This window comes from Deltaproteobacteria bacterium (assembly GCA_026712905.1).
Lineage (GTDB): Bacteria > Desulfobacterota > Binatia > UBA9968 > JAJDTQ01 > JAJDTQ01.
On sequence record JAPOPM010000102.1, the window covers coordinates 1 to 24176 of the forward strand.

Consider the following 24176-nt stretch of genomic DNA (forward strand, 5'->3'; position numbering starts at 1 on the left):
CGTCATTCCCGCGAACCAGGCCGTGCCAAAGCGTCGCCCGGACAAGAATTGGCGCCAAACCCCCCGAGTCGTCATTCCCGCGAAAGCGGGAATCCAGGCGGGGAGGCGGGGAATACGCCCATTTCGCCCCTCTCCACCCCTGGATTCCCGCCCCCGATCGGGGTCGAGGGCAAGCTTTCGCGGGAATGACGACTCGGGGGGCGCTGCCGGGTCGTGACCAAGTGGAGTGTTGACACAGACTGTTTCGCGGGATTGACGATACGAGGCGTCTCTGCCTCATGAGCGTTGACACACGCTGACCCGCGGGAACAACGCTTGCGGGCGTACACGCCATTTGCGTATCAACGACATCATGCAACCGCGACTGACCCTGTCCTGTGGCGAATACAAGCGCACGCGTCCGTTGCTGGAAGGACGCGTGACGGTGGCCGGCTACGACATCGAGATCGTACCCGATCCGTTCCCGTCCACCGGTATTCTCGGCGACTACCAGTACCCGCGCACCCTGCGCATGCTCGACGACAAGGCCTTCGACATCTGTGAGATGGGCATGGCGCCGTTCGTGACCGCGCGCTCGCAAGGCGTTCCGCTCGTCGCCGTTCCGGTCTTTCACTACCGCCGCTTCCGCCATCCCTACATCTTCTGCCGGGGCGCGGCCGGGATCGGGTCGCCAGCGGATCTCGCGGGCCGGCGGGTCGGCGTGCGGCGCCTCAACCTGAGCGCGGGCCTGTGGGCCCGGGCGCTGCTGCAGCACGATTACGGCGTCGATTTGAACGACATCACCTGGGTGGTGACGGTGGACGTGCCGTTGCGTGACGAAGTGCGCAACAGGCTTGACGTGGAGGTGGTGCGTTCCGGTGAGAGTCTTGAGGAGTTGCTGGTGCGGGGCGACATCGACGCGATGATCGAGGCCTCTACCGTGAGCGCCACGGCACGAGAGGCCGCGGGCGTGCGGCGTCTGCTGGGCGAGGACACCCGCCAGCTCGAAGTGGACTACTACGCGCGCACCGGCTGCTTTCCCATCATGCACACTGTTGCGTTGTGGCAGGATGTGGCCGAGCGGCACGAGGACCTGTGCCAAGGCTTATACGAAGCGTTTCTTCGCGCCAGGACGTTGGGGAACCGCGGCGGCGAGCCACGCTCCCGGTACATCCTGGCCTCCGAGGAGGAGGAGTGGTGGGAGTCGCTTGCCCCGGAACAAGTGGAGGTCCTGAGCGGCGGCCCGGGACACCCGAGAGACCCCTGGAGCTACTCCCTGGAGGACGACGGCCGCACCGTCGAGGCGTTTCTCGACTACGCCTATGAGCAGGGTCTCACCCCGGAGCGCTACCGCACCGACGACCTGTTCGTCGTGCTCGGGGAATAACGGGTCTGGGGCGTGAGTCCCGCTACCCCGCGGCGGTCCTTCTCGTGGTGCCCGGGAGGTCAGGCGCATAGGCGCCTTCCGTATCCCATTCCACGGTGTCGCCCACGCGGATGGTGCCGCTGTTGAGCACCTGGGCGCGCACGCCGCCCCGGTGAACCAGCCCCTGCATCACGTTCTTGCCGGTGAGCTTGACGAGGTTGACGCAGGGCTCGCACACGCGCAGCCCGCGCATCCGCACCTCGCCCACGGAGAACTCGCGGCCCAACACCAGGTGGTTGAGGGCAACGCCGCGGGTGGTGATGTTGCGGCGGCTGTCCTTGGGGTCCAGCGTGGTGCCATAGTCCCGCTCCATGGCTTCGAGCGCTTCCGCCTCGATGAGTGTCACCTCCCGGTCCGGACCGGGGTTGTGCGAGTAGCTGCCCGCCTGATTGCAGTAACGGTCTCCTTCGAGGCCCTTGCCCTCAATCGCGAGGACCTCCTGAAGACTCTCCATGTCGCCCTTGGCGTCCTTGGCGATCTGTATCGACACAACCGTTCCCTTGGCCATGATTTCTCCTTCGTTGGGGGGTCAAACCTTGTGTTTCGTTGCTAAGGACACAACTAGTTGTTTTACTTACGGAAACAGGTCCGCCTGCACGCCAGTTCGCGCCATACCTACAGCCGCTCCTGCATCCAATCCAGCATGAACGGCACGTTGTGCCCCCAGTAGTCGTGGCTGCAATGGATGGCGCCGCCGCTCCGGACGTCTTCATAGATCTGGAGGGTCTTGTCCTCGCTGCCGATCTCGTCGTACAGGCGCTTGGCACCTTCCAGGCGCATGAGCCGGTCGGCGGCGCCGTGGGTGATGAGAGTCGGGCAGGTGATGTTCTGTGCCACGCCTTCCATGGTGAAGTCCTTGAGGCGTTCGCGCGCCTCCGCGTCGCTCACGCCGCCCAAGAGCCGCTGCACCACCGGCTGGAGGTGTTCGCAGAAGTCGTAGAGGTCGTCCAGCACGCTGTAGCAGCCGCTCCAGCCCACCAGCGCCTTGATGCGCGGGTCGAAGGCGGCGAGCCGGGGCGCGTAGTAGCCGGCCATGCTGATGCCGATGAGGCCGATGCGGTCGGCGTCCACCTCGGGCCGCGACTCCAGGTAGTCGATGCACGCCTTGGCGGGCACCTCGTAGTCCGGCCGCGTGGTGATGCCCTTGACGTACATGGACGAGCCGCGGCCGGGCGTGTCCACCAGCAGCAGCGCCCAGCCGTACTCCAGCACCTGCCGGCCGCTGAAGAAGATCTCCTCGGCGAAGGCGTCGGCGCCGCCGATGAGGAAGACCGCGGGCCACTTGCCCGGCGCCGGGTACTTGGGGTGGCAGAAGTAGCCGTCGTACTCCTCGTCGCCGCAACGCACGGTGATCACCTCCACGGGCGGCTTGTGCAGCGCCGCGGCGGCGCGGAAGTTCGCCTGGCACATCTTGAACCGCTCGGCCCTGACGTCGTTCTCGGCGATGGTGAGGAGCGTGTCGGACATGCGGTAGTACTGGTTGGCGTGGAAGAAGAACTGCATGGCGGTGTGTTCGTGTCCCTTGGACAGCGCCTCCCGGGCCAGGTCCTCGGTCCTCCGGGCCATGTCGAGCCAGGCGCGCTCCCAGCCCTTCTTGTCGCCGGGCTCGATGTCGCGGCACAGCCGCGCGATGTCGAAGACGTCGCCGCCCCCCTGCTGGGATTCGGCCACGAGCCGAAGCGTATGCGTGCCCATGACGTGGTTGGGAAAGAGAAAGTCGATCATGATGTCTCCGTCGGTCCGCCGGCCCGAAGGCGGTCGGGTTGGGTTTCAAGTCCTCCGGAATCCGGCGCGCGCGGTCGCTGCCGGGCAGCACCGGTCAGTTTCGCTTACGGCAAGCCGTACAGCCGCTTGGCGTTGCCCTCGGTGATGTTGTAGCGGTCCTCGTCGCTCAGGCCGGGGACGGCCTCGAAGAGGGGCACCACTTCCTCGAAGTTGCGTCCCGTCCGCGGGTCGATGGCGTTCACCGCGCCGAACATCTCGGTGGCGAAGAGCACGCGGTCCGATCCGACCCGCCTGATCAGCATCTCCATGCCCTCGGTGTCGTAGATGGCCATGTCCCAGTAGACCCGGCGGGCGGCTTCCTCGAAGGGCTCCAGTCCTCCCATGACGTGCATGCCCCGGTGGCGGTTCCACTGGTAGGGCACGGCCCCGCCGCCGTGGGGGATGACGAGCTTGAGCTTGGGGAAGTCCTGGAACACGCGCGAGCTGAGCAGCTCCACCGCGGCGTTGTGGTGCTGCCCGATGTAGTACGAACTGGTCATGTGCATGGCCGGGTGCAGCGACGCGCTCGCGTGCACGGTGCCAGGGATGTCGAGATCCACCATCTTCTCCCACAGGGGGTACCACCACTCGTCCGCCAGGGAGGGGGTCAGGGGCTCGCGGCCGCCGCCCACGTCGGGGTTGATGTTGCAGGCGATGAATCCCTGTTCGCGGACGCAGCGGTCCAGCTCCTCCACCCAGTTCTTGGGGTCGACTCCGGCTGATTGGGGGAGCTGGCACACGGGTGACACCCGGTCCGGCCACAGCTTGGCGATGCGCGCGATGAGGTCGTTGCACGCCTCGCTCCAGTAGCGGCTGATGAGCTCCGATCCGAAATGATGCCCCATGGCCGAGGCCTGCGGCGAGAACAGCAGCCGGTCGATGCCTGTGTCGTCCATGCGCTTGAACTGGCCGCGCATGGACTGTTCCAATTCCTCGTCGCTGATGTTGAGGCTCGCCGGTCCAGGCCGCGCCTGGTTGACGATCTGCCGCGCGCGAAAGGACTGAAGCTTCGCCGGCGCCGTGGTGTAGTGTGCGTGCGCGTCGATGATCAAGAGTGAACCTCCAACAGGTATGGGTGCGGGTACGTCCGTACCCCGACCGTTCAGGACAACTACACTAGCAAAGGGCGGATGGACAGGCTATAGCGCTTAGGCCGGCGGTTCAGGGGGCGGTCGGCGGGTTCAGGGGGCAGGTGGCCGATTCGAGCAGTGTTGCCTTTCGTCTGCAAGCACGGTCCCGGCACAGAGCCAAGGAGCACCGCATGGCGGAAATCCCGCGTCTCAACGGAGTCATCAAAGCGCTGGAGGAAGGCAAGACGGCCTTCGTCAGCTTCGCCTCCAACGATATCGAAACCGCCGTAGCCATGGCGGGGGCGAAGCTCGACGGGGTGGCCTTCGAAATGGAGCATGCGCCGCTGGACATTCCGGGGCTGCGGCACGCGCTCCAGTACATGCTGGACCGGCGGCAGGTGGTGGACCGCGGTACCCTGGCGCCGGCGGTGACGCCCATGGTGCGCATCCCGCCTAACGGCAACGAGATGAACCAGTGGCTGGCGAAACAGGTGCTCGACATCGGCGTCTACGGCATCATCTTCCCCCACGTCAGCTCGGTGGAGGAGGCGCGCAACGCCGTCTCCGCGTGCCGCTACCCGCGCCTTTCGTCCCAGCCGCTCTACGACCCGCCGGGCATCCGCGGCGACGCCCCCGTCCGCGCCGCCCGCTACTGGGGGCTCGCGCAACAGGAATACTACAAGCGCGCGGACGTGTGGCCGCTGGCCCCCGACGGCGAGATCCTGGTGGTGATCCAGTGCGAGGAGGTGCGCGCCATCGAGAACCTGCCGGCCATGCTCAAGGAGGTGCCGGGCATCGGCGTGGTGCTGATCGGCGAAGGGGACCTGAGCCAGGAACTGGGGCACCCGCGCGATTACGATCACCCCGTGGTGGCCGAGCACATCAACCGCATCCTCGAAATCTGCAAGGAGCACAACGTCCCCTGCGGCCACCCGCACCCCAGTGCCGACAACGTCGAGCGGCTGGTGGAGGCGGGCTTCCGCTTCCTCATGCCCGGCGCGCCGCGCTCCTTCGCCGTTCTCAACCGCGCGCGGGAGCTGACGGGGCGGTAGTTGGACGTCCCTTCCCGTCATACCCGCGGAACAGACTGTGACAAAACTCCGCTCGGATGAGAATTGGCGCCAGCGCCCCGAGTCGTCATTCCCGCGGAAGCGGGAATCCAGGGGCGGGCAGGGGCGGCCCAGGAAAGGACCGAAGCAATGACGATGGTGAAGCTCGAACCCCCCGCGCGGCTCGACATGAGCCTCGGGGATGCCATGTTTACCCAGCGGGCCATCCGCCGGCTCAAACCGGACCCGGTGAGCGACGAGGACATCCACACGCTGATGGACGCCGCCTTCAAGGCGCCAAGCTCGCGCAACGAGCAGAGAGTCCGCTTCCTGGTGGTGCGGGACCGTGAGAGGATCCGGGAGTTCGCGGAGCTCTACCGCGAGGCTTGGTGGGCCAAGCGCCCGGCGGGTTGGCAGCCCGAGAACTTCGAGCCGGGTGACCTGCATCTCTCGGCCATGCGGCTGGCGGACGACATGAAAGACGTGCCCACCGTGGTGCTGGCGGTCTCCACCGCGCCCGGACATGCCACGTCGGTCCTCCCCGCGGCACAGAACCTCATGCTGGCCGCCCGCGCCCTGGGCATCGGATCGGTGCTCACCACCCTCCACCCCACCGTGAACGACCGCATCCGCGCCCTCTTCAAGATGCCGCCGGAAGCGGAAGTGCACTGCTGCATCCCCTTGGGCTATCCCAAGGGCCGCTTCGGCACTACCGCCCGCCGCCCCACCTCCGAGACGACCTACTACGAAGAGTGGGGCAGCCCGCCGCCGTGGGAGTGAACGCTCCGAGGCCGTATCAGGACACTACAGCCCGTACAGCGCCCGCGCGTTGTCTCCCAGGATCTTGTCGACGATGGCGCTGGGCACGGAGCCCTCGCTGCGGAGCATGCGCAGCGCCTCGATCTGGCTGGAGGTGTCGTTGTGGCCGTAGTCGGTGCCGATGACGAGGTTGTCCTCGCCCGCGTCCTTGAGGATCACCGGCAGGTCGTCGCTGGTCTGGCATGCCACGTACATGTGGTTCTCGGCCATGATGTTGGCGGGGATTGGCTTCCCGAGCTTCTCCAAGCGGAGCCGCAGGTCGTTCAGGGCATAGGGCACCCACTGGGCGCTGACCTCGACGAAGCCCCAGCGGATCTTGGGGAAGAGCGCCGGGGTCCCGTCCATCAGCAGTGAGTGGAAGGTCCCCACCACCGGCAGCTTGAAGCGCGAGAAGCCGGTTTCGCCCTCGTAGAGGTCGTGGATGGCGGTGCTGTTGGTGCCGGCGTGGACGCAGATGGGGAGGTCCAACTCGGTGGCGATCTCGTACAGCGGGAACAGGTCGGGGTTGCTCAGCCGCTTCTCGTGCTCGACCCCGCGCATGAAGATGCCGCAGGCGCCGTTGTCCTTGGCGAACTCCAACTCGCCGCGCAGCGCGTCCATGGAGAGCAGGGGCGGCATGCACACCCACCGGAGCCGGCCCTGGCCCTTCTTCCAGACCTCGGCGAGCCAGCGGTTGTAGCTCTTGCACATGGCCAGTTCGGTGGCCCGGTTCTGGGTGCAGGGCCGCAGCATCAGCGTGGGGTAGAGCACCTGCACGTCCACTTCCAACTCGTCCATGTGCTTGACCCGGGCGTCGATGTCGCGCATCTCGCGCTGGTCGGCGGAGGTGTTGGGACCGATGTTGTTGTTCTTGACGTGCAGCCGGTCGTCCACCACCCAGTACTCGGGGCCGCCTTCCTGCTTGACCGCAAAGGGCGCGTGCGCACGTTCCTGCTCGGTCATGAACTCCCAGGTGAAGGGCGTTTCAACGACGTGGGCGTCGGCGTCGATTGTTCTCGGGGTCACGGTCATGGCTCGTCTCCGCGGTTCGGGGCGCCGTGCTCGGCGCGCTGTAGGCGATCGGTTCGGCTTTCAGTTCGGCGCGAGGTCGTAGAGGCGCCGCGCGTTCTCTCCCATGATCTTGGGCAGGGCGTCGGCGGCGATGTCGTCCCGCGCCAGAATCTCCTTGACCACGTTGGGGAACTTGCAATCGCCGTGGTTGTAGTCCGAGGCGAACACCAGCCGGTCGTCGCCGATGAAGTCCATGACGTAGGGCAGGGTGGTCTCGTCGGGTTCGAAGGAGAAGTAGACGTCGCGCCGCCGGACGTACTCGCTTGGCGGCATGGTCAGCAGCGGCACAGCCGCCTGCATGTACTCGTAGTGCTCGTCCAGCCGCTCCATCCAGAAGGGCACCCAGCCGGCGCCGGCTTCGAGGAACGCCACCTTGAGCTTGGGGAACTTCTCCAGCACGCCGCCGCCGATGACGCACATGACGCCGATCATCTGCTCGAAGGGATGCGTGGTGGCGTGCACGAACAGGGCGTTGTCGAAGCGGTCGGCGGCGGCCGCGGGCCGGCCCGAGCCGACGTGGACGCAGACCGGCACGCCTAGCTCCTCGGCGGCGGCGTAGAACGGGTCGAAGTCGGGATGGTCGAGGTTGCGCCCGGCGGAGTGGGCGGCGGTGGCCACGGCCACGAAGCCGAGCTCGTTCACGCAGCGGCGCAACTCGGCCGCGGCCTCCACCGGATCCTGCATGGGCACCAGGGCGACGCCCTTGAGCCGTTCGGGCGCGTGGCCGCAGTACTCGTGGAGCCAGTTGTTGTAGGCCTTGGACACGGCGCAGGCGTAGTCCTTGTCCTCCAGGAACGGCAGGCTCAGGAACACGGTGGTGCCGAAGTTCACCGAGATGGCGATCTGTTCCAGGTCCATGTCCTTCAGGCGCTGCACCGGGTCCCACATGCCCGTGGTGGGCTGCGGCGCGCGGTTGTGGGGCACCGCGCCGATGCCACAGCCGACCCCCGAGGGCTTGGCCCAGATGCGCCCCTCCATGAGCAGTTGATCGCGGCCGTCTGCCTTCACCACACGGGGCGCCTTCTTCTTGTACGGCCCCTCCAGCAGGTCCTCCCACGGTGCGAACTTCTCCTGCACGTGGCCGTCGGCATCGATGATCGGGAAACTTGCCATGGCGGTCTCCTTCCCGCGGCGGCGGGAACCGAATGCTCGCTTCTTCTCTTCCGCGCGGGCCGGATTGGCCGGAGGCGTAGTCCGGTAGGAGTCTCTTCCCCTGCCGGACTACGCTTCGTGGAGAGAACCGGTCAGCCGGCTACTTGAGGCTTTGTGCCAGAAACTCCGTGCTCCGGTCCCACGCCAGCTTGCAGGCCTCGGCGTCGTAGTTCCCCCCGGTTTCGTTCCCGAAGGCGTGCTTGGCCTGGTAGCGGAAGATCTCGTGGGTGACGTTGCCTTCCTTGAGGCGCTCTTCCAGGGCATCCACCTGGTCCGGCGTGAAGAAGCCGTCCTCCAGCGCGAAGTGCCCCTGGAACGGCATGGCGATGGTGCGCGTGTCGGCCGCTTCCGCCGGGGGAACGCCGTACCAGCAGCAGGCCGCGTCCGTGGCCTTGGAGTACACCGCCGCCAGCACCGTCAGGGCGCCGCCCATGCAGAACCCGATGACCCCCACCTTGGGGCAGCTCTGCTTCAGGTGCTCCGCCGCGCTGCACACGTCCGTGTTGGCATCCGCGAAGTCGAGGTTCTGCATCAGGTGGCTGGCTTCCTCCGCTTCCACCGTCACCACGCCCCGGTAGAGGTCCGGCACCAGCGCGTTGTAACCCAGACCGGCGAGCTTGTCGGCCACGCTCCTGATCTGGTCGTTCACGCCCCACCATTCCTGGATCACCACCACGCCGGGAGCATTGTCGCCCGCCGCCGCGTAGTATCCCGATGCCTCCTTGCCGTCAGGCCGCTTGAACGTGATCGTCTCTCCCATGACTCTCCCTCCTGAAGTTCAGAGAATGTTCGGCGTCCACCGCCGACGGGGAGTCAGAATAGTACGTCTCGATTTGCGAGTCCAGGCCGTTTCGGGCGGGCGCCGTGCGCGGTTGACGCCCGTTTCGGATTCTTGTTAACAATACCGCCAATTCAGCACCTTCGCGTCTCTACGCCCGCCACGGCGGTCGCCGGAAAACGCAGCGGAACAGGAAGAGAGGACACGCCATTGACCGAGGATGAAGTACTGCAGATTCTGGACTTGGTGGAGAAATCGAACTTCGACTATCTCGACCTGGAGATCGGCGACCTGAAGCTCACGGTCAGCAAGTCGGGCGTGCCCGCGACCGTCAGCGTGGCCCAGGCCGCGCCCGCGGCGGCTGCGGCTCCGGCAGCGGCTCCCGCGGCCGCGGCGCCGGCGGCCCCCGCTCCGGCGGCCGCCGAGCCCGCCCCCGCGGCCCAAGCCGTCACCGTCAAGGAGGGCACCGTTCCCATTCCCGCGCCCATGGTGGGCACGTTCTACGCCACGCCCGAGCCCGGCGCGCCGCCCTTCATCAAGCTCGGCGGCCATGTGGACGCCGAGACCACCGTGGGCCTCGTGGAGGTCATGAAGGTCTTCAACGCCGTCAGCGCGGGCACCGCCGGCACCATCGACGAGGTCTGTGTCGAGAGCGGCCAGTTCGTCGAGCATGGCCAGACCCTGTTCCTGGTGCGGCCGGATGCCTAGCGAGGAGTGTGCCCATGGCCGTTAGCCGTCTCCTGGTCGCCAACCGGGGCGAGATAGCGGTCCGCATCATCAGAGCCTGCCAGTCCCTGGGCATCGAGTCGGTGGCGGTGGTTTCCGAAGCGGACCGCGACAGCATGCCGGCGCGCCTCGCGAACCGCACCGTGTGCATCGGACCGGCGCGTTCCACCGAGAGCTACCTCAAGGTCGAGGCGCTGGTGGCCACGGCCCTGGGCACCGGTTGCGACGCCCTTCATCCGGGCTACGGCTTCCTCGCCGAGAAGTCCGAGCTGGCCGAGGCCTGCGCCAAGCATGGCGTCACCTTCGTGGGGCCGCGCGCCGACAGCATCCGCCAGATGGGCAACAAGCTGCTGGCCCGGGCCACGGTCGGGGCCTTCGGGGTCCCGCTGGTTCCCGGCTCCGACAACGTGCGCGGCTTCGAGGACGCGGCGGAGGTGGCCGCGGAAGTGGGCTATCCCGTGCTGCTCAAGGCCGCGGCCGGCGGCGGCGGCAAGGGCATCAAGATCGTCCGGGAGGACGGCGAGCTCCAGACCGCCTTCGAGACCGCTTCGGCGGAGGCCCGGGCGGCCTTCGGCGATCCCACGTTGTACATGGAGCGCTACGTCCCCAACGCCCGCCACATCGAGGTGCAGGTCATCGGCGACCGCTTCGGCAACGTGGTGCACGTGGGCGAGCGCGACTGCTCGCTGCAACGGCGCTACCAGAAGGTGGTGGAGGAGGCGCCGGCGGCGTGCATCCCGGTGGAGTTGCGGGAACGCATCCGCGCGGCCGGCCACAGGGTTGCCAAGGAGATCAAGTACGAGAACGCCGGCACCGTGGAGTTCATCTACGACGAAGACCGCCAGGACTTCTTCTTCCTGGAGATGAACACGCGTATCCAGGTGGAGCATCCGGTCACCGAGATGATTACCGGCATCGACCTCGTGCGCGAGCAGATCCGCGTCGCCGGCGGCGAGCGCCTGTCCTTCTCGCAGGAGGATGTGCGTTTCGCAGGCCACGCCATCGAGTGCCGCATCACCGCCGAGGCGCCGTGGCAGGGGTTCCGGCCGTGCCCCGGCGTGCTCACCGAGTGGAGTCCGCCCCAGGGGCCGGGCATTCGGGTGGATACCCAGTGCTTCCCGGGTTACCGGGTGCCGCCGTTCTACGATTCGCTGCTGGCCAAGCTCATCGTCCATGCCGACGACCGCGAACAGGCGGTGGCGCGCATGAAGCAGTCCCTCACCCAGTTCGCCGCCGCCGGCATCGACACCACCATCCCGTTCCTGGTGGCGGTCATGGATGAGCCGGACTACGTCAGCGGCAAGGTCAGCACCCGCTGGCTCGAAGGCCGCCTCGACGACCTGGCCGCGCGCCACGCATGACGCCACAGGGAATACGCCGGAACGATCTTGGGTAGGGGCGACCGGCGGTCGCCCCCGCATGCCTCGCACCCTATAGAGGGCTCTCAGTCCTTGAGGAACTCCCGGACCGCCGTGTGCGCGACCTCCGGGTTCGTGAAGAAGTAGCTGTGCCGCTCTCCCGGCAGCACCACCAGCCTGGCGTTGGGGATGCCGGTTGCCAGGATGTCCGCTCCCTTGCGGTGCGACATGTCGCTCACCACCGCGTGGTCGTCGTCACCCACCAGCACCAGCGCCGGCACTTGGATGTCCTTCAGGCGTTCGCTGGTGTCGTGCTCCTGGCGCGCGATGACGTGCCGGAAATAGCACTCCACCGACGACAGGTTGGCCATGCGCACCTTGAGGCAGTGCTCGATCTCGTCCGGGTGCTCCTTCTGGTACTGCTCGGTCCAGCCCACCTCGATGGTGTGCTCGCGCACGTATTTCTCGTAGCCCATCTCCACCATCTCCGTGGCGATGCGCAGCGGGATTCCCCTGGCGTCGGGATGCGATGCCCCCGACGAGGCGAGGATGAGTTTCTTGACCCGTGCGGGGTGCTCCAGGGCGAGCAACTGCGCCACCCGGCCGCCCATGGAATGGCCGCACACGATGGCGCCGGTGGCGTCGAGGTGGTCCATGACCGCCGCGATGTCGTCGGCGAACATGCGCGTGGTGTAGCGCATGGGCGTCCGGGTGGAGCGTCCGGTGCCGCGGAAATCCGTGATGATGGTGCGGTGGTCGCGCGAGAACTCGGGCACCTGGAAGATGTTCCACACGTCGCCGTCGCACGCGGTTTCCGAGATGAAGACGAAAGGAGGCCCGTCGCCCTGGACCTCGTAGTAGATGTCGGCGTCGCCGACGTTCAGTGTTGGCATGGCAAACCTCCCTTGGGGTACACGAACTAGCACAAACCGCCGGCGGGAAACAGAATGCGCGTGGAACGGCTCGACGGTTGGCATTGTTTTACCCGATGTGCGACAATGCGGGATTTATTTTGGGGCAAATTCAACCTAAGGGGGTTTTTATGATCAGGAAGACAGGATTGGCAGTCGCACTGGTGGCGGCGCTCGGCCTGGTCGCGGGCGGCACGGCCGTGGCCGCCGATTTCTTCAAGGGCAAGACCATCCGGGTCGTCGTCGGCTACGCGCCCGGCGGCGGTTACGACACTTACACCCGGCAGGTCGTGCGCCACATGGGCAAGCACGTTCCGGGAAACCCGAATTTTATCGTGCAGAACATGACCGGTGCCGGCAGTCTGGTTTCGGCCAACTACATCCAGAGGAGAGCGAAGCGGGACGGGACCGTCCTGGGCGTGTGGAACAGCGGCTTCGTGCTCACTCGGGCCCTGGGTGATCCCAAGACACAGATCAAGCCGAAAGAGCTGGGCTGGATCGGCGCTCCGGTCAAGGGCAATCCCACGTGCGCCTTCATGGGATGGTCCGGCGTCAAGGGGATCGCGGAGATCACCGATCCCAATAAGAAGATCAAGATGGGCGGCACTCGGACCGGCTCCACCGGGGTCGACATGCCGAAGCTGCTTAACCAGACCGCGGGCACAAACTTCGAGGTCGTCTCGGGTTACTCGGGAACCGCCACGTCGCGTATTGCCATGCAGAGCAAGGAAGTCGCGGGCGCCTGCTGGGGTTGGGAGTCCATGCGGGTGACGGCGCGGGGCATGCTCGATGCCAAGGGCGACGACCGGATGATCCCGGTGCTCGTGACTCACAAGGACGATCCGGAACTCAAGGACTCGCATTTGGTCTTCGAACTGGTGGAGAAGCGCGGCGGAAAAAAGGGACTCGCCACCTACAAGGCATGGGGTGGCCAGTATGAGTTCCAGCGGCCCTTCGTGGCCCCGCCGGGTGTGCCCGCCGACCGGCTCGCGACCTTGAGGGAAGGCTTCCGCAAGACGCTGCAGGATCCCGCTTTCCTCGCGGAAGCGAAGAAGGTGAAACTCATCATCAACTACGTCTCGCCGAAGGAAATCGCGTCGCACGTCGAGACCATTCTCGGTATGCCCCAGGAGTCCAAGGACTCGCTGGGCTTCCTGGTTCGGAAGGCCAAGAAGTAGGCCACCGTCGGCTCCAACAACATGGGTCGGGGAGAGGGTGACCTCCCTCTCCCCGACATTCATCCTTCCCGCTGAATACCTCGAACAAGCCCAACCGGCATTCCTTTGAATGGGTCCGCCGCGCTGCTTCGTACCGAACGGCTTTCCGTCCTGGCGCTGTTCGTCGGCGCCGTCGTCACGGCTTTCGCTCCCATCCTCGTGCGCCTGAGCGAAGTGGGTCCGAGCCCGACGGCGTTCTACCGTTTCCTGCTGGCGCTGCCTGTCTACTGGGCTCTTGCGCTAGTCGTGCCCGGCGACGCCCGGCGCGTTGCCCGCGATAAGCCTGCCGGCCCGACGGTTTACCTGCTGATGGCTCTGGCGGGTGCTTGTTTCGCCGGTGACATGGCGGCGTGGCACTACTCGATTCACATGACCAGCGTGGCCAACGCCACCCTGCTCTTGAACGTGACCCCGGCATTCGTCGTCCTGGGCGGATGGCTCCTGTTCCGTACCCGCGTCACCGGGACGTTCATGGTCGGCCTTGTGACGGCCATGGCGGGGATCGGCGCGCTCTCGGGCGCAAGTCTCGCGCTCAGCCGCACGCGCTTCGTGGGCGACCTGCTGGGATTGCTGACCGCCCTGTTCTACGCTGGGTACCAGTTGACGGTCGAACGCCTGCGGCAGCGCTTTTCCACGCTCACGATCATGATCCACGCCATGCCGGTGTGCGTCATGCTCACTTTGGGGGTGGCGCTCCTGAGCGGTGAGGCCATGGCCGTCACAACGCCCGCGGGCTGGGCCGTTCTGGTCGCGCTGGCCGTTGGCCCGCAAGTGCTCGGCCAGAGCCTGATCGCATGGGCGTTGGCGCATCTGCCGGCGTCGTTCGTCTCCGTGAGTCTGCTGATGCAGCCGATCGTGGCCGCCACCGCCGCCTGGCTCCTGTTCGACGAACGCCTCGGCACACAGCAGGCGCTGGGCGCCGTAGCGGTTCTCGGGGGCATCGTCGTCGCGCGGCGCGGGACGGTGCGGCGGTAAGCCGAATGGACGAGAGGGTCCTCCTCCGCGGCCTCTTCGACACCGCGGTCGCCGCCGCCGATCCAGCCCATGTCGTGCCGCCGCATCTGCCCGCGCCGCCCCCAGGGCGCACCCTGGTGCTGGCGGCGGGCAAGGCGGCCGCGGCCATGGCTCGGGCCGTCGAGCAGAACTGGCCGGGCGCCATCGAGGGCATCGCGGTCACGCGATACGGTCACGGGGTCGAGTGTCAACGCATCGAGGTGGTCGAAGCGGGCCATCCGTTGCCCGACGCCGCAGGGCAGGGCGCCGCCTCGCGCTTCCTCTCGGCCGCTGTCCGCCTCGGGCCCGACGACCTGCTGCTGTTCCTTGTTTCCGGGGGCGCGTCCGCGCTGCTGGTGGGGCCGCAACCGGGCCTGAGCCTGCCCGACAAGCAAGCCGTCAATCGCGCGCTGTTGGAGGCCGGCGCTCCCATCGCCGAGATGAATTGTCTGCGGAAGCACCTCTCCGCCATCAAGGGCGGACGCCTCGCCGCCGCCGCGGCGCCGGCCCGGGTCGTGACCCTCGCCATCTCGGACGTGCCCGGAGACGACCCGGCGGTCATCGGCTCCGGCCCCACCGTCCCCGACCCCACCACCTGCGCCGAGGCGCTGGCCATAGCCGGCCAGTACCAAGTTGTTCTACCGGAAATTGCGAGAAGAGCTCTGGAGCAGGGTGGATGGGAAACCGTGAAGCCCGGCGACCCCCGTCTCGTCCGGACCGGCTACACTATCGTCGCGCGGCCTTCCGACGCGTTGGCCGCGGCCGCCGCCAGGGCCCGCGCGCTGAATCTCAACGTGATGAATCTGGGAGATGATCTTCAGGGAGAGGCGTGCGACCTCGGAGTTATGCACGCGGGCTTGGCCCGCCAACACGCACCTGGCGTGCTCATCTCCGGCGGCGAAGCCACGGTCACGCTCGACGCCCCGGGTGGCACCGGCGGCCCCAACCTCGAGTACCTGCTGTCCTTGGCCGTGGCCCTCGACGGCGCCCCCAACGTTCACGCCATCGCCTGCGATACCGACGGCATCGACGGTTCCGCGGCCGCCGCCGGCGCCACCATCGGCCCCGACACACTGGCCCGCGCCCGCGCCGCCGGAATGGACGCCCGGGCAATGCTCGCCGGGCACGACAGCTACGAATTCTTCCGAAGACTGGAGGACTTGGTGGTGACGGGCCCGACGTGGACCAACGTTAACGATTTCCGGGCGTTACTGATTGGCTGAACGGGGACTACGGCAGCGCACTCATTGCTTTGGTTCGAGCGCGAGCGCCTTCAACCCGCCAGGATCAGCCCGGCGTCTTCGAAGCGGCGAAAGTCCGCCTCATTCGCGGTGGCGATGGGTGCGCTGTCGGCCATTGCCGACGCCGCAATCATGCAGTCCGGCAACGACCCACGTCGCCTTCCGGCCTCACTGAACAAGCGAGCGGCTATCGCCGCGTGATCCGGTGTGAAGTCCCTGTAAATACCAATCACCTGCCTCGCCAACTCCAGGTCCGCTCGGGTAAACGGGCCACACAGGAATTCCGACCAGGCGACGGCGCTCACGGCCAGTGTCTCGCCGTCCCCGACCCACCTGCGCAGGCTGCGGTCTTGAGGCGACCCCTGATCGAGCGCACCAATGAGGAAACTGGTGTCCAGATGGATCATCGGAAGCGCAGCCGCCGCGCTGTAGCCCGACGCTCGGCTTTGAGGTCTCTCAACCACTGGGCTGTATCGACGTTCCGCTCTCGCAAAGAGGCCTGCAGCCGGTCGAGAGCGTCCAGTGCAACATTCTGAGGCGGGACATCTTCGTTTGCCGCTATCCGAATGGCCCGCCGCAACACTTCGGTTTTGGATACACTCCAGCGTTTCGCCAACGCCTCCAGGGCACGTACGGATTCCACGTCCAGCGAATAGGTCGATTTGATTGAAGTTATGGCCATAACTAACTTATATGGCCTTACCAGGTTCGAGTCAACAACGGGCTCCCCCGCGCAGCCCGCACTTGGACGATGACGGTTCTCGTCACGCCAACCGCACCCCATACTCCTCCCGCCCGGTCACATGCCCGACGATGGCGGCCGCGGGTACGTCGCGGTCCACCAGCGCCTTGACCAGCGCCTCGCCGTCCTTTTCCGCCACGGCGATGAGCAGGCCGCCGGAGGTCTGGGGGTCGAGGGCGACTTCCGCGAGGGCGTCGGAGACGCTGTCGCCGATGATGGTCTTGTCGTCGAGCCATTCGCGGTTGCGCTTGCAGCCGCCTGTGAGGTTGCCGCCGGCTTCGGCGAGTTGGGCGACGTCCGGGAGAACGGGCAGCCGGGCGGCCTCGAAGGTGATGCTGACGCTGCCGTCGAGGGTCATCTCCAGCCCGTGGCCCAGGAGGCCGTAGCCGGTGATGTCGGAACAGGCGTGGACGTCGAAGTCTCCCATGACTTCGGCGGCGTACTTGTTGAGGGCGGCCATGGAGGCAATGGCCTGGTCGATGCTCGCCTGGGAGACGTTGCCGCGCTTGACGGCGGTGGTGGCGATGCCGGTGCCCAGGGCCTTGGTAAGAACCAGCACGTCGCCCTCATGGGCGCCGATGTTGCGCAGGATGCGATCCGGGTGCACGGTGCCGGTCACCGCCAGCCCGTACTTGATCTCCTCGTCGATGATGGAGTGGCCGCCGACGACGACGGCGCCGGACTCCTTCACCTTGTCGGCGCCGCCGCGCAGCACCTCGCCCAGCACCTCGATGTCCATCTTCCCCTTGGGGAAGCAGACGATGTTGAGGGCCGTGACGGGCACGCCACCCATGGCGTAAACGTCGCTCAAGGAGTTGGTGGCGGCGATCTGGCCGAACATGTAGGGGTCGTCGACGATGGGCGTGAAGAAGTCCACCGTGTTGACGATGGCCAGATCGGGACGCAACTGGAACACGCCGGCGTCGTCCGCCGTCTCGGTTCCTACCAGCAGATCAGGGGATGCGAATTTGGGCAGTTGGTGCAGGACCTGCACCAGGTCGGCGGGGCCGAGCTTGGCAGCTCAACCGGCGGCCTTGACTTCCTGCGTCAGGCGGATGGGTTCCATGGCCATTTCAGGCTCCTTCGGGTGTTGATGGCGGACCGCCGCCCGGTTCCGTTCGCGCTCGGCCGCGGTTGATATCTATCGTGTCTCTCAGCTTCTCCCCGGCTTGAGCTTTCTCACATCGCCCACCCGCATGGTCACGCCGGTGCGGTCGAAGTGCTCCAGCACGGGAATGGTGTACTTGCGGCTCGATTGCAGGATGTCTCGAAAGGTCGCCGCGCTCATCTCCTCGTGGGTCTCGAAATAGCTATATAAATCGGCCTTGATCCTGTCAATCGAATCCTTGAGGTAATAGAGTTCGGTGGTCACCCGAACGATCTCTCCCTGCCGCTCCATCACTCGTATGACCTCGTTCAGTTTCGGGCGCTCCGCCCCCAGCGCCTTCTCCAGCTCCTTCAGGTAGGGCGGGGCCAGAGGATTCTTGCCCAGCGCGGCGGTTATCTCCACGGACAGCGACTTCTCCCGCGCTCCCATCTCCACGCGGTGGCCGGGCAGGCGCAGGTGGTTGCCTTCGCGGACGCACACGCCCTCGCTCGACAAAAGGTCCGCCAGGTCGCGGAAGAGCCGTGCCGACACGCCCCCGGCGAGCCGCGCCCGCACCTCCTCCAGGTCCATGCCCGGCGCCAGCGGATGGCCTTGGTGAAACTCCTCCAGGGCCGTGCGCAGCCGCTCGCGGAAACGGTGCCATTTCCCCTCGGTGGTGTAGACGCGCTCGCGCTCGGAATCGAAGGCACGCAGTCCCTCGGTGCGCTCCAGCCATGCGCGGGTCTCGTCGCGCTTCAGGTTGAGGAACTGGCCGATGGCGTCGAGGCTGGTGGCGAGGCCGGCGTCACCCTCCAGAAAGCTCCGGATCATGTCGGGCGTGTCGCCCTGGTGCAGCGTGTGGAGGCGCTGCTCCACGTCCTGCTCCCGGCGCCGGTGGCGTCGTGCCCGCGGGTCCACCACCTCGCCCCCGCCCAGGGTCTTTTGGGCGGTCTCGTCGCGCACGATGAAGTGGTCGCCGCGCATCACCAGCAGCGGTTCGGTGAGCAGCACCTGGCAGTAGACCGTCTCCTTGGGCTCGACCTTCTCGATGTCCCCCAGGAAGACGAGCTTGCCCATGCGCTCGGCGGTTCCCAGGTGGATGCGCACGCGCTGGTGGTTCTTGATGCCCTTGGCGGCCGCGGGGCGCACCTCCAGGTGCGCGTCGAACCGCGTCGACGCCAGGGTCAGCTCCTCGTGGCAGATCATGTGGCCGCGTTCCAGGGCGCCGCGCTCCTGACCCGTCAGGTTGAGGGCCACGCGTTGGCCCCAGCCCGCGGCTTCCACCGAGTGTCCGTGCACCTGGATGCTGCGCACCCGGAACTTCTGCCCGCCGGGAACCGCGTGCACGTGGTCGCCCGTGCGCACTTCCCCCGCCAGCCCGGTGCCGGTGACGATGACCCCGTGGCCCTGGAGCACGAACACCCGGTCCACCGGGAGCCGGAAGAACCCGCTGGGGGCGGGCCGGTCGATGCGCTCCAGCAGCGCGTGGATGCCGCTTCGCACCTGTTCCAGCCCGTGCCCGGATACCGCCGAGAAATGCACCACCGGCGAGCCTTCCAGCGCGGTCTCGAAGGTGAGGATCTCGATCTCCTCCTCCACCTCGCGCACCCGCGCCTCGGACACCAGGTCCACCTTGGTGATGACGAACAGGGCGGTGCGCACGCCCAGCAGGTGGACGATGTCCAGGTGTTCCTCGGTCTGCGGCATCACGCCGTCGTCCGCGGCCACCGTGAACAGCACGAGGTCGATGCCGTGGGCACCGGCGAGCATGTTGCGGATGAAGCGCTCATGGCCGGGCACGTCGACGATGCCGGCCTCGCCGCCGTCGGGCAGCGGCAGGTGCGCGAAGCCCAGGTCGATGGAGATGCCGCGCTCCTTCTCCTCCTTGAGGCGGTCCGTGTCCGCGCCGGTAAGGGCCTTGATGAGGCTCGTCTTGCCGTGGTCGATGTGTCCGGCGGTTCCGATGATGTACGGCATGGTTCTGGAATTCGGGGTGCGTCAGCGGGCACGCGGTGCGGTTCGCGTGACTCGCTCAACCATGGCGGGTGCTTTTGGGCTCTCGCCGGCCGCCGGTGGCGCCGCGAATCCGGCGCGGAGGTCCTCCCTGTTCATGCGGTTGTTGGAGGTTGGGAACCAATGACATGGGGTCGCCGGCGCTCCTCAGGTCGAGGATGAAGCGGTCGTCGTGAATGCGGCCGATGACGGGCGGGTCGGCCTGCCGGAAGACGCGCGCCACGTCGTCGGGGCTCATGCCGCGGCCGCGCACGGCGATGCCCTTGCTCGGGATCTCCTCGGTGGGGAGGGCGCCGCTGCCGATCTGGCAGGTGCAGTCCACGAGCTCCAGTTCGTAGTCCGGTCCCAGGCGCTCCCGCAAGAGCGGCAGCGCGTTCCGGCCGCTTTCCTCGATCTCGTCCAGCGGGCGGCTGAAGGCGCGCAGGGTGGGGATCTCCCGGAGCAGGTCGGGGGACTGGACGTAGCTCCGGAGGGTCGCCTCCAGCGCCGCCAGGGTGAGCTTGTCGCAGCGCAGCGCACGCTTGAGCGGGTTCCGGTTCATGCGCTCGATCCAGTGCTTCGTGCCGGCCACGAGCCCCGCCTGGGGTCCGCCGAGGATTTTGTCGCCGCTGAAGGTGACCACGTCCGCGCCCATGGCGACGCGCTCCGCCACCAGCGGTTCCCGCGGCAGCCCCAGCGTGCCGAGGTCCACCAGCGCGCCGCTCCCCAGGTCCTCCATCACCGGCACCCCGCGCTCCCGGCCGATGGCCACGAGGTCCTTCAACTCCACCTCCGCGGCGAAACCCACCACCCGGTAGTTGCTGGTGTGCACCTTGAGCAGCAGCCCGGTGTTCTCGTCGATGGCTTCGGCGTAGTCCCGCGGGTGGGTGCGGTTGGTGGTGCCCACTTCCCGCAGGATGGCGCCGCTCTTGGCCATGACCTCCGGGATGCGAAAGGAGCCGCCGATCTCGATCAACTCGCCCCGCGAGACGATGACGTGCTTGCCCTCGGCCATGGAGTTGAGCCCCAGCAGCACCGCCGCCGCGTTGTTGTTCACCGCCGCCGCGGCCTCGGCCCCGGTCAGCTCCCGCAGCAGTGCCTCGATGCCCGCCTCGCGCTGGCCTCGTTTGCCGTGTCCGAGGTCGAACTCCAGGTTCACGGGGTGGCGCGCGGCGAGGCCCACCGCCGCGGCCGCGGCCTCCGAGAGCAGAGCCCGGCCCAGGTTCGTGTGCAGGATGGTGCCCGAGGCGTTCACCACCCGCACCATGCCGGGGCGCGCCGCCCGGGCCAGCTTCTTTTCCAGGTCGGTTATGATAGATTCGTCGTGCAACCGGTCGGGCGGAAGGTCGCCGCCGGAGCGTATGACCTGCCTCAATTCATCCATGAGGCCGCGCAGGGTCGCCGTCACGAACGGCCGGCTGAACCGCTCCAGCAACGGTGCCGCGGCGGGGTGATTCATGATGCGGTCCACGGAGGGCAGCTCACGCAGCAGATCGGTTTCCGGTTTCATGAGTCAGCATCAAACTAGCCCTTCGGTCCGGTAGACGCAAATCTCACCACACGTGACACCCTCTCCCTCACCGTCACCCCGGCGCTGGTTCTACCTGTTCATCACGACGCTGGCGCAGACCGCGCTGGCGACCATCCACATGGGCATCCCGACGCTGGTGCCCCTCATCCAGAAGGAACTCTCGCTGAACCTCACCGAGGTCGGCATCCTCGTTTCGATGATCAACGTCGGTGTCGTGGCCGCGGTGCTCGCCGCGGGCAAGGCGGCGGACCGCTATGGCGAGCGGCGCATCATCGGTTACGGCACGGTGGCCTGCGGCGTGCTTGTGCTCACGGTTCTCTTCACCCGGGACTTCCCCGGGCTCCTGATCCTCTTCCTGCTCCTGGGGATACCCATCGCCACCGGAACCCCGGCCGGCACCAAAGCCATCGCCGGCTGGTTCCCGGACCGCGAGCGCGGCACCGCCATGGGCATCCGCCAGACAGGGATTCCCTTGGGCGGCACCATCGCGGCGCTCACGCTGCCGTCCCTGGGCCTGGTTTACGGCTGGCGTCCGGCGCTGTCCGTGGTGGGCGTGATCACGGTGGCCACCGGCGTGCTGGTGCTGCTGTTCTACCGGGAACCGGAGCGGGCGCGGATCGCGGACGGCGCGGCGCCCGCGGTGGGGATACGGGAGCTCATCCGGCGCGGGGACATCTGGGCGGGAGCGTTCTACGCCGCGGTGCTCGCCGGCTGCCAGTGGTGCTACATCAGCTACATCGAGCTGTATCTCACCGAGGACGTGTTCTTCTCGCTGGTCTTCGCCGCCGCGTTGCTGGCGGTGGGACAGGCCTGCGGCGGCGCCGGCCGCATCGGCTTCGGCATCGTCAGCGACAGGGTCTTCTACGGGCGGCGCGTGCCGGTGCTCATGATGCTGGCGCTGCTCGGCACCGCCGCCGGCTTGGCCACGGCCTTTCTGTCGCCCGGGATGCCCTGGTGGCTCGTCGCCGTGGTGGTCTCGCTCCTCGGCCTCGGCACCATGAGCTGGCAGGGACTGTACCTAGCCCTGGTCGCCAAGGTAGTCGGCACCCGCGTCGCCGGCGTCGCCATCGGACTGACCAACACCGTCGCCTTCGTCGGCGTGGTGGTGCTGCCCCCGGCCTTCGGCTTCATCGCCGACTACACGGGGTCCTACGAGATGGCCTGGATTGCCATGGCCTTGGCCATCGCCGTGCCCCTGCCGTTCTTGTGGAGGGTCAGGGAGGATTCGCTGTAGGGAGGCCCGGTCAGCCGCCGAGGCAGTGCTCCGCGATCTCGCGGTAGGTGGGTTGCCAGATCTCGCCGCGGTGCCGATTGACGTATTCGATCATCCGCTCGAAGCCGGCGGCGAGGTAGGGGCGGCCGCCTAACTCCGCGTGGACGCAGGCGTCGATCATGCCAGGCCGGCCTCCGTTGGCCTCCTCGTAAACGAAGTCGAAACCGTCCTTGAACCCGGTGAAGAAGGTACTGGCGTTGCCCAGGCCATTACCCCAGGCGCGCCAGTCGTTGGCGTACCAAGTCTTCGGGATCACGCAGATGCGCCGGCCGTCGACCGTGGCGACATAGGGAACGTCGTCATCCGACGGGTCCCCGGACCAAAGGTAGCCGGCTTCGGCGAGGAGCCCCAGGGTGACGTCCGTGTGGTGCCCGCCGGGACCGAACCAGCCCACCGGCCGCGTTCCGGTGATTTCCTCCAGGATCCGGGTGCAGGAGGCGATCTCCTCCCGCTGCTCGTCTGGGGTCAGTTCGATCATGCTGACTTCGTTGGTGGTGCCGTGGCCGGCGATCTCGTGGCCCGCCTGGTGCAGCGCGCGCACCGCGTCCGGCCATTTCTCCGCCGCCAGCGAGTTCACCAGGATCATCGCGCGGACCTGTTGCCGGTCGAGGATTTCGAGGATGCGCCAGATGCCCGCGTTGCCGCCGTACTCCGCGTGCGACAGCGAGCTGTGGTTCACGTCGATGCGCGAATCCATCTTGAAGCGGCCGGTCTTGCGGAAGGCCTCCAGGGCTACGCTGTAGGTACAGCACACGAGCTTGCCTTCGGGCCACTGGATGGTGCGTCGGAAAGCGGAGTCGTTGGCCATGATTGGTTCCTTTCGTGGCACGCGGCCTCATCGGCCGCTCTCTTCCGTCAGTCTTGCGGAAGAGATGGTGTCGTCACGCCGCCCGTGACGACAGCCGCGCGTAGCGCTTGCGATGTGAATCAGCGTTTCCGTACTCGGCCGACAGCGACATGGCGCGGCGCAGGTACAGGCTTGCGTCGTACTCGTCGGTGAAGCCGATGGCGCCGTGCATCTGCACCATGGACTTGGTCACGGAGAGCACCGCGTCCGAGGCGCGCGCCTTCACGGCGGCCACCATGGCGCGGTTGCCGCGCCCCTCGTCCATGGCTGCGCATACTTGGTAGAGCAGGGAGCGCGTCAACTCGATGTCGATGTGGTCATTGACGGCCCGATGCTGCAGCGCCTGGAACGAGCCGATGAGCCGTCCGAACTGCTCGCGCGTTCCCAGGTAGTCCACGGCCAGGGTCAGCCCTTGCTCCATGATGCCCAGCATCTCCGCCGAGGTTCCCAGAAGCACCAGGTCCAGGGTCGCCGCCGCCAGCTCCGTGCCCTGGGCACCGGACGCGACGACCCCGTCCGCCGGGACGGGGACATCCGTCAGCGCCAGCGCCGCGTGCCCGGTGCCGTCCACGCGGGCGCGCTGCGCGACTTCCAGACCTGGTGCGTCGCGCGGCACCAGGCACACAACGGTGCCGTCCCCGCTCCGGGCGCCGACGATGAAGCCGTCGGCCGCCGCGGCGCCCGGAACCGCGTCCGTGCGCCCGCCAAGCGTGAAACCGTCACCGGCGGCGACGGCCTGGATACGTGCGCCATCGGGGTCCTCGGCCGCCGGGTCACTCAGCGCGGGAACGATGACGGCGCGGCCGGCCACCAACGCCTCCAGGGTTGCGTTCATGGCCGCGGGTCCCGCGGCCACGGCCCGCGCCGCCGCCATCACGGCCGCGACGGGCTCGGTCATGAGGCCGCGGCCCGCCGCTTCCAGCACCAGCGCCGCCTCGGTGGTCCCCAGGCCCAGGCCGTCGCGCTCTTCCGGCACCAGCAGCGAAAGCCAGCCGGCCTCCGCCACCTCCACGAGCCGCGCCCGGTCGAAACCGTGCTCGGTGGTACGCAGCTCACGGAACCGGCCCGGTCCCGCGTGCCGCTCGATGAGCTTGTCCGCGCTCTCCCGAAGAATCGTCTGTGCCTCATCGAGGACGAGTTCCATGGCTTTGCCTTTCTACGGTGAGTACAT

22 protein-coding genes are annotated in these 24176 nt (G+C 67.3%); 9 read left to right on the forward strand and 13 right to left on the reverse strand.

Translation table 11 applies throughout. From position 1 onward, the window contains the following. Window positions 1–352: 352 nt before the first annotated feature. On the forward strand, window positions 353–1366 hold the full coding sequence (locus OXF11_07960; GenBank protein MCY4487037.1) for an ABC transporter substrate-binding protein: 1014 nt from the start codon (window positions 353–355) through the stop codon (window positions 1364–1366). 22 nt (window positions 1367–1388) lie between these two features. On the opposite strand, the gene OXF11_07965 is transcribed toward OXF11_07960, so the two are convergent. The 3 genes from OXF11_07965 to OXF11_07975 form a co-directional block, all read right to left on the reverse strand. Continuing rightward, entirely contained in the window at window positions 1389–1913 is a 525-nt protein-coding gene (locus OXF11_07965) for an MOSC domain-containing protein (protein MCY4487038.1), read from the reverse strand. Between the two features lie 107 nt (window positions 1914–2020). Further along, window positions 2021–3130: an alpha/beta hydrolase gene (locus OXF11_07970; GenBank protein MCY4487039.1), complete on the reverse strand. Its 1110-nt coding sequence runs from the start codon at window positions 3128–3130 to the stop codon at window positions 2021–2023. Window positions 3131–3234: 104 nt separating this feature from the next. Next, a complete protein-coding gene (locus OXF11_07975; GenBank protein MCY4487040.1) occupies window positions 3235–4221 on the reverse strand; it encodes an amidohydrolase family protein in 987 nt (328 codons plus the stop codon). 209 nt (window positions 4222–4430) lie between these two features. Here OXF11_07975 and OXF11_07980 point away from each other — a divergent pair, with 209 nt between their 5' ends. Further along, window positions 4431–5291, forward strand: coding sequence for an aldolase/citrate lyase family protein (locus OXF11_07980; protein MCY4487041.1), 861 nt, complete (start codon window positions 4431–4433; stop codon window positions 5289–5291). 147 nt (window positions 5292–5438) lie between these two features. After that, complete coding sequence (locus tag OXF11_07985) at window positions 5439–6068, forward strand: nitroreductase family protein (GenBank protein MCY4487042.1); 630 nt, start codon at window positions 5439–5441, stop codon at window positions 6066–6068. 24 nt (window positions 6069–6092) lie between these two features. Here OXF11_07985 and OXF11_07990 read toward each other — a convergent pair whose 3' ends face one another. The 3 genes from OXF11_07990 to OXF11_08000 form a co-directional block, all read right to left on the reverse strand. After that, entirely contained in the window at window positions 6093–7118 is a 1026-nt protein-coding gene (locus OXF11_07990; GenBank protein MCY4487043.1) for an amidohydrolase family protein, read from the reverse strand. 60 nt (window positions 7119–7178) lie between these two features. Beyond that, window positions 7179–8270 carry an amidohydrolase family protein gene (locus tag OXF11_07995; GenBank protein MCY4487044.1) on the reverse strand — a complete coding sequence of 364 codons (1092 nt, stop codon included), beginning with the start codon at window positions 8268–8270 and terminating at the stop codon, window positions 7179–7181. Window positions 8271–8409: 139 nt separating this feature from the next. Then, on the reverse strand, window positions 8410–9069 hold the full coding sequence (locus OXF11_08000; GenBank protein ID MCY4487045.1) for a dienelactone hydrolase family protein: 660 nt from the start codon (window positions 9067–9069) through the stop codon (window positions 8410–8412). A 228-nt stretch (window positions 9070–9297) separates the two neighbouring features. Between OXF11_08000 and accB the strand changes: the two genes are divergently transcribed. Both accB and accC read left to right on the forward strand, forming a co-directional pair. Continuing rightward, the gene (accB, locus tag OXF11_08005; protein MCY4487046.1) at window positions 9298–9795 is read left to right on the forward strand and encodes an acetyl-CoA carboxylase biotin carboxyl carrier protein; all 498 of its coding nucleotides are present in this window, start codon (window positions 9298–9300) and stop codon (window positions 9793–9795) included. 14 nt (window positions 9796–9809) lie between these two features. Next, window positions 9810–11174, forward strand: coding sequence for an acetyl-CoA carboxylase biotin carboxylase subunit (gene accC, locus OXF11_08010; protein ID MCY4487047.1), 1365 nt, complete (start codon window positions 9810–9812; stop codon window positions 11172–11174). Between the two features lie 83 nt (window positions 11175–11257). Here the strand turns inward: accC and OXF11_08015 are convergent, their stop codons facing one another. Beyond that, complete coding sequence (locus OXF11_08015; protein ID MCY4487048.1) at window positions 11258–12064, reverse strand: alpha/beta hydrolase; 807 nt, start codon at window positions 12062–12064, stop codon at window positions 11258–11260. Between the two features lie 167 nt (window positions 12065–12231). Between OXF11_08015 and OXF11_08020 the strand changes: the two genes are divergently transcribed. From OXF11_08020 to OXF11_08030, 3 genes are all read left to right on the forward strand, one after another. Next, on the forward strand, window positions 12232–13260 hold the full coding sequence (locus OXF11_08020) for a hypothetical protein (protein MCY4487049.1): 1029 nt from the start codon (window positions 12232–12234) through the stop codon (window positions 13258–13260). A 105-nt stretch (window positions 13261–13365) separates the two neighbouring features. Then, window positions 13366–14274, forward strand: coding sequence for a DMT family transporter (locus tag OXF11_08025; protein ID MCY4487050.1), 909 nt, complete (start codon window positions 13366–13368; stop codon window positions 14272–14274). 5 nt (window positions 14275–14279) lie between these two features. Continuing rightward, complete coding sequence (locus OXF11_08030; GenBank protein MCY4487051.1) at window positions 14280–15515, forward strand: glycerate kinase; 1236 nt, start codon at window positions 14280–14282, stop codon at window positions 15513–15515. A gap of 50 nt (window positions 15516–15565) precedes the next feature. Here OXF11_08030 and OXF11_08035 read toward each other — a convergent pair whose 3' ends face one another. The 4 genes from OXF11_08035 to selA form a co-directional block, all read right to left on the reverse strand. Then, window positions 15566–15940, reverse strand: coding sequence for a PIN domain-containing protein (locus tag OXF11_08035; GenBank protein ID MCY4487052.1), 375 nt, complete (start codon window positions 15938–15940; stop codon window positions 15566–15568). A 357-nt stretch (window positions 15941–16297) separates the two neighbouring features. Next, window positions 16298–17341 carry a selenide, water dikinase SelD gene (gene selD, locus OXF11_08040; protein MCY4487053.1) on the reverse strand — a complete coding sequence of 348 codons (1044 nt, stop codon included), beginning with the start codon at window positions 17339–17341 and terminating at the stop codon, window positions 16298–16300. Window positions 17342–17428: 87 nt separating this feature from the next. Beyond that, complete coding sequence (gene selB, locus OXF11_08045) at window positions 17429–19339, reverse strand: selenocysteine-specific translation elongation factor (GenBank protein MCY4487054.1); 1911 nt, start codon at window positions 19337–19339, stop codon at window positions 17429–17431. A 55-nt stretch (window positions 19340–19394) separates the two neighbouring features. Continuing rightward, window positions 19395–20864, reverse strand: coding sequence for an L-seryl-tRNA(Sec) selenium transferase (gene selA, locus OXF11_08050; GenBank protein MCY4487055.1), 1470 nt, complete (start codon window positions 20862–20864; stop codon window positions 19395–19397). A gap of 52 nt (window positions 20865–20916) precedes the next feature. Here selA and OXF11_08055 point away from each other — a divergent pair, with 52 nt between their 5' ends. Further along, the gene (locus OXF11_08055; protein MCY4487056.1) at window positions 20917–22119 is read left to right on the forward strand and encodes an MFS transporter; all 1203 of its coding nucleotides are present in this window, start codon (window positions 20917–20919) and stop codon (window positions 22117–22119) included. Window positions 22120–22129: 10 nt separating this feature from the next. Here OXF11_08055 and OXF11_08060 read toward each other — a convergent pair whose 3' ends face one another. Continuing rightward, a complete protein-coding gene (locus OXF11_08060; GenBank protein MCY4487057.1) occupies window positions 22130–22966 on the reverse strand; it encodes a polysaccharide deacetylase family protein in 837 nt (278 codons plus the stop codon). Between the two features lie 73 nt (window positions 22967–23039). Beyond that, a complete protein-coding gene (locus tag OXF11_08065) occupies window positions 23040–24149 on the reverse strand; it encodes an acyl-CoA/acyl-ACP dehydrogenase (protein ID MCY4487058.1) in 1110 nt (369 codons plus the stop codon). Between the last annotated feature and the right edge of the window lie 27 nt (window positions 24150–24176).

Coding starts and splice junctions, on each gene's coding strand:
- OXF11_08035 (MCY4487052.1), bottom strand. CDS start 15,940: ATGATCCATCTGGACACCAGTTTCCTCATTGGTGCGCTCGATCAGGGG.
- OXF11_08065 (MCY4487058.1), bottom strand. CDS start 24,149: ATGGAACTCGTCCTCGATGAGGCACAGACGATTCTTCGGGAGAGCGCG.
- accC (MCY4487047.1), top strand. CDS start 9,810: ATGGCCGTTAGCCGTCTCCTGGTCGCCAACCGGGGCGAGATAGCGGTC.
- OXF11_07985 (MCY4487042.1), top strand. CDS start 5,439: ATGACGATGGTGAAGCTCGAACCCCCCGCGCGGCTCGACATGAGCCTC.
- OXF11_07980 (MCY4487041.1), top strand. CDS start 4,431: ATGGCGGAAATCCCGCGTCTCAACGGAGTCATCAAAGCGCTGGAGGAA.
- OXF11_07990 (MCY4487043.1), bottom strand. CDS start 7,118: ATGACCGTGACCCCGAGAACAATCGACGCCGACGCCCACGTCGTTGAA.
- OXF11_08015 (MCY4487048.1), bottom strand. CDS start 12,064: ATGCCAACACTGAACGTCGGCGACGCCGACATCTACTACGAGGTCCAG.
- OXF11_07965 (MCY4487038.1), bottom strand. CDS start 1,913: ATGGCCAAGGGAACGGTTGTGTCGATACAGATCGCCAAGGACGCCAAG.
- OXF11_07995 (MCY4487044.1), bottom strand. CDS start 8,270: ATGGCAAGTTTCCCGATCATCGATGCCGACGGCCACGTGCAGGAGAAG.
- OXF11_07960 (MCY4487037.1), top strand. CDS start 353: ATGCAACCGCGACTGACCCTGTCCTGTGGCGAATACAAGCGCACGCGT.
- OXF11_08060 (MCY4487057.1), bottom strand. CDS start 22,966: ATGGCCAACGACTCCGCTTTCCGACGCACCATCCAGTGGCCCGAAGGC.
- selA (MCY4487055.1), bottom strand. CDS start 20,864: ATGAAACCGGAAACCGATCTGCTGCGTGAGCTGCCCTCCGTGGACCGC.
- OXF11_07970 (MCY4487039.1), bottom strand. CDS start 3,130: ATGATCGACTTTCTCTTTCCCAACCACGTCATGGGCACGCATACGCTT.
- selB (MCY4487054.1), bottom strand. CDS start 19,339: ATGCCGTACATCATCGGAACCGCCGGACACATCGACCACGGCAAGACG.
- OXF11_08030 (MCY4487051.1), top strand. CDS start 14,280: ATGGACGAGAGGGTCCTCCTCCGCGGCCTCTTCGACACCGCGGTCGCC.
- OXF11_08000 (MCY4487045.1), bottom strand. CDS start 9,069: ATGGGAGAGACGATCACGTTCAAGCGGCCTGACGGCAAGGAGGCATCG.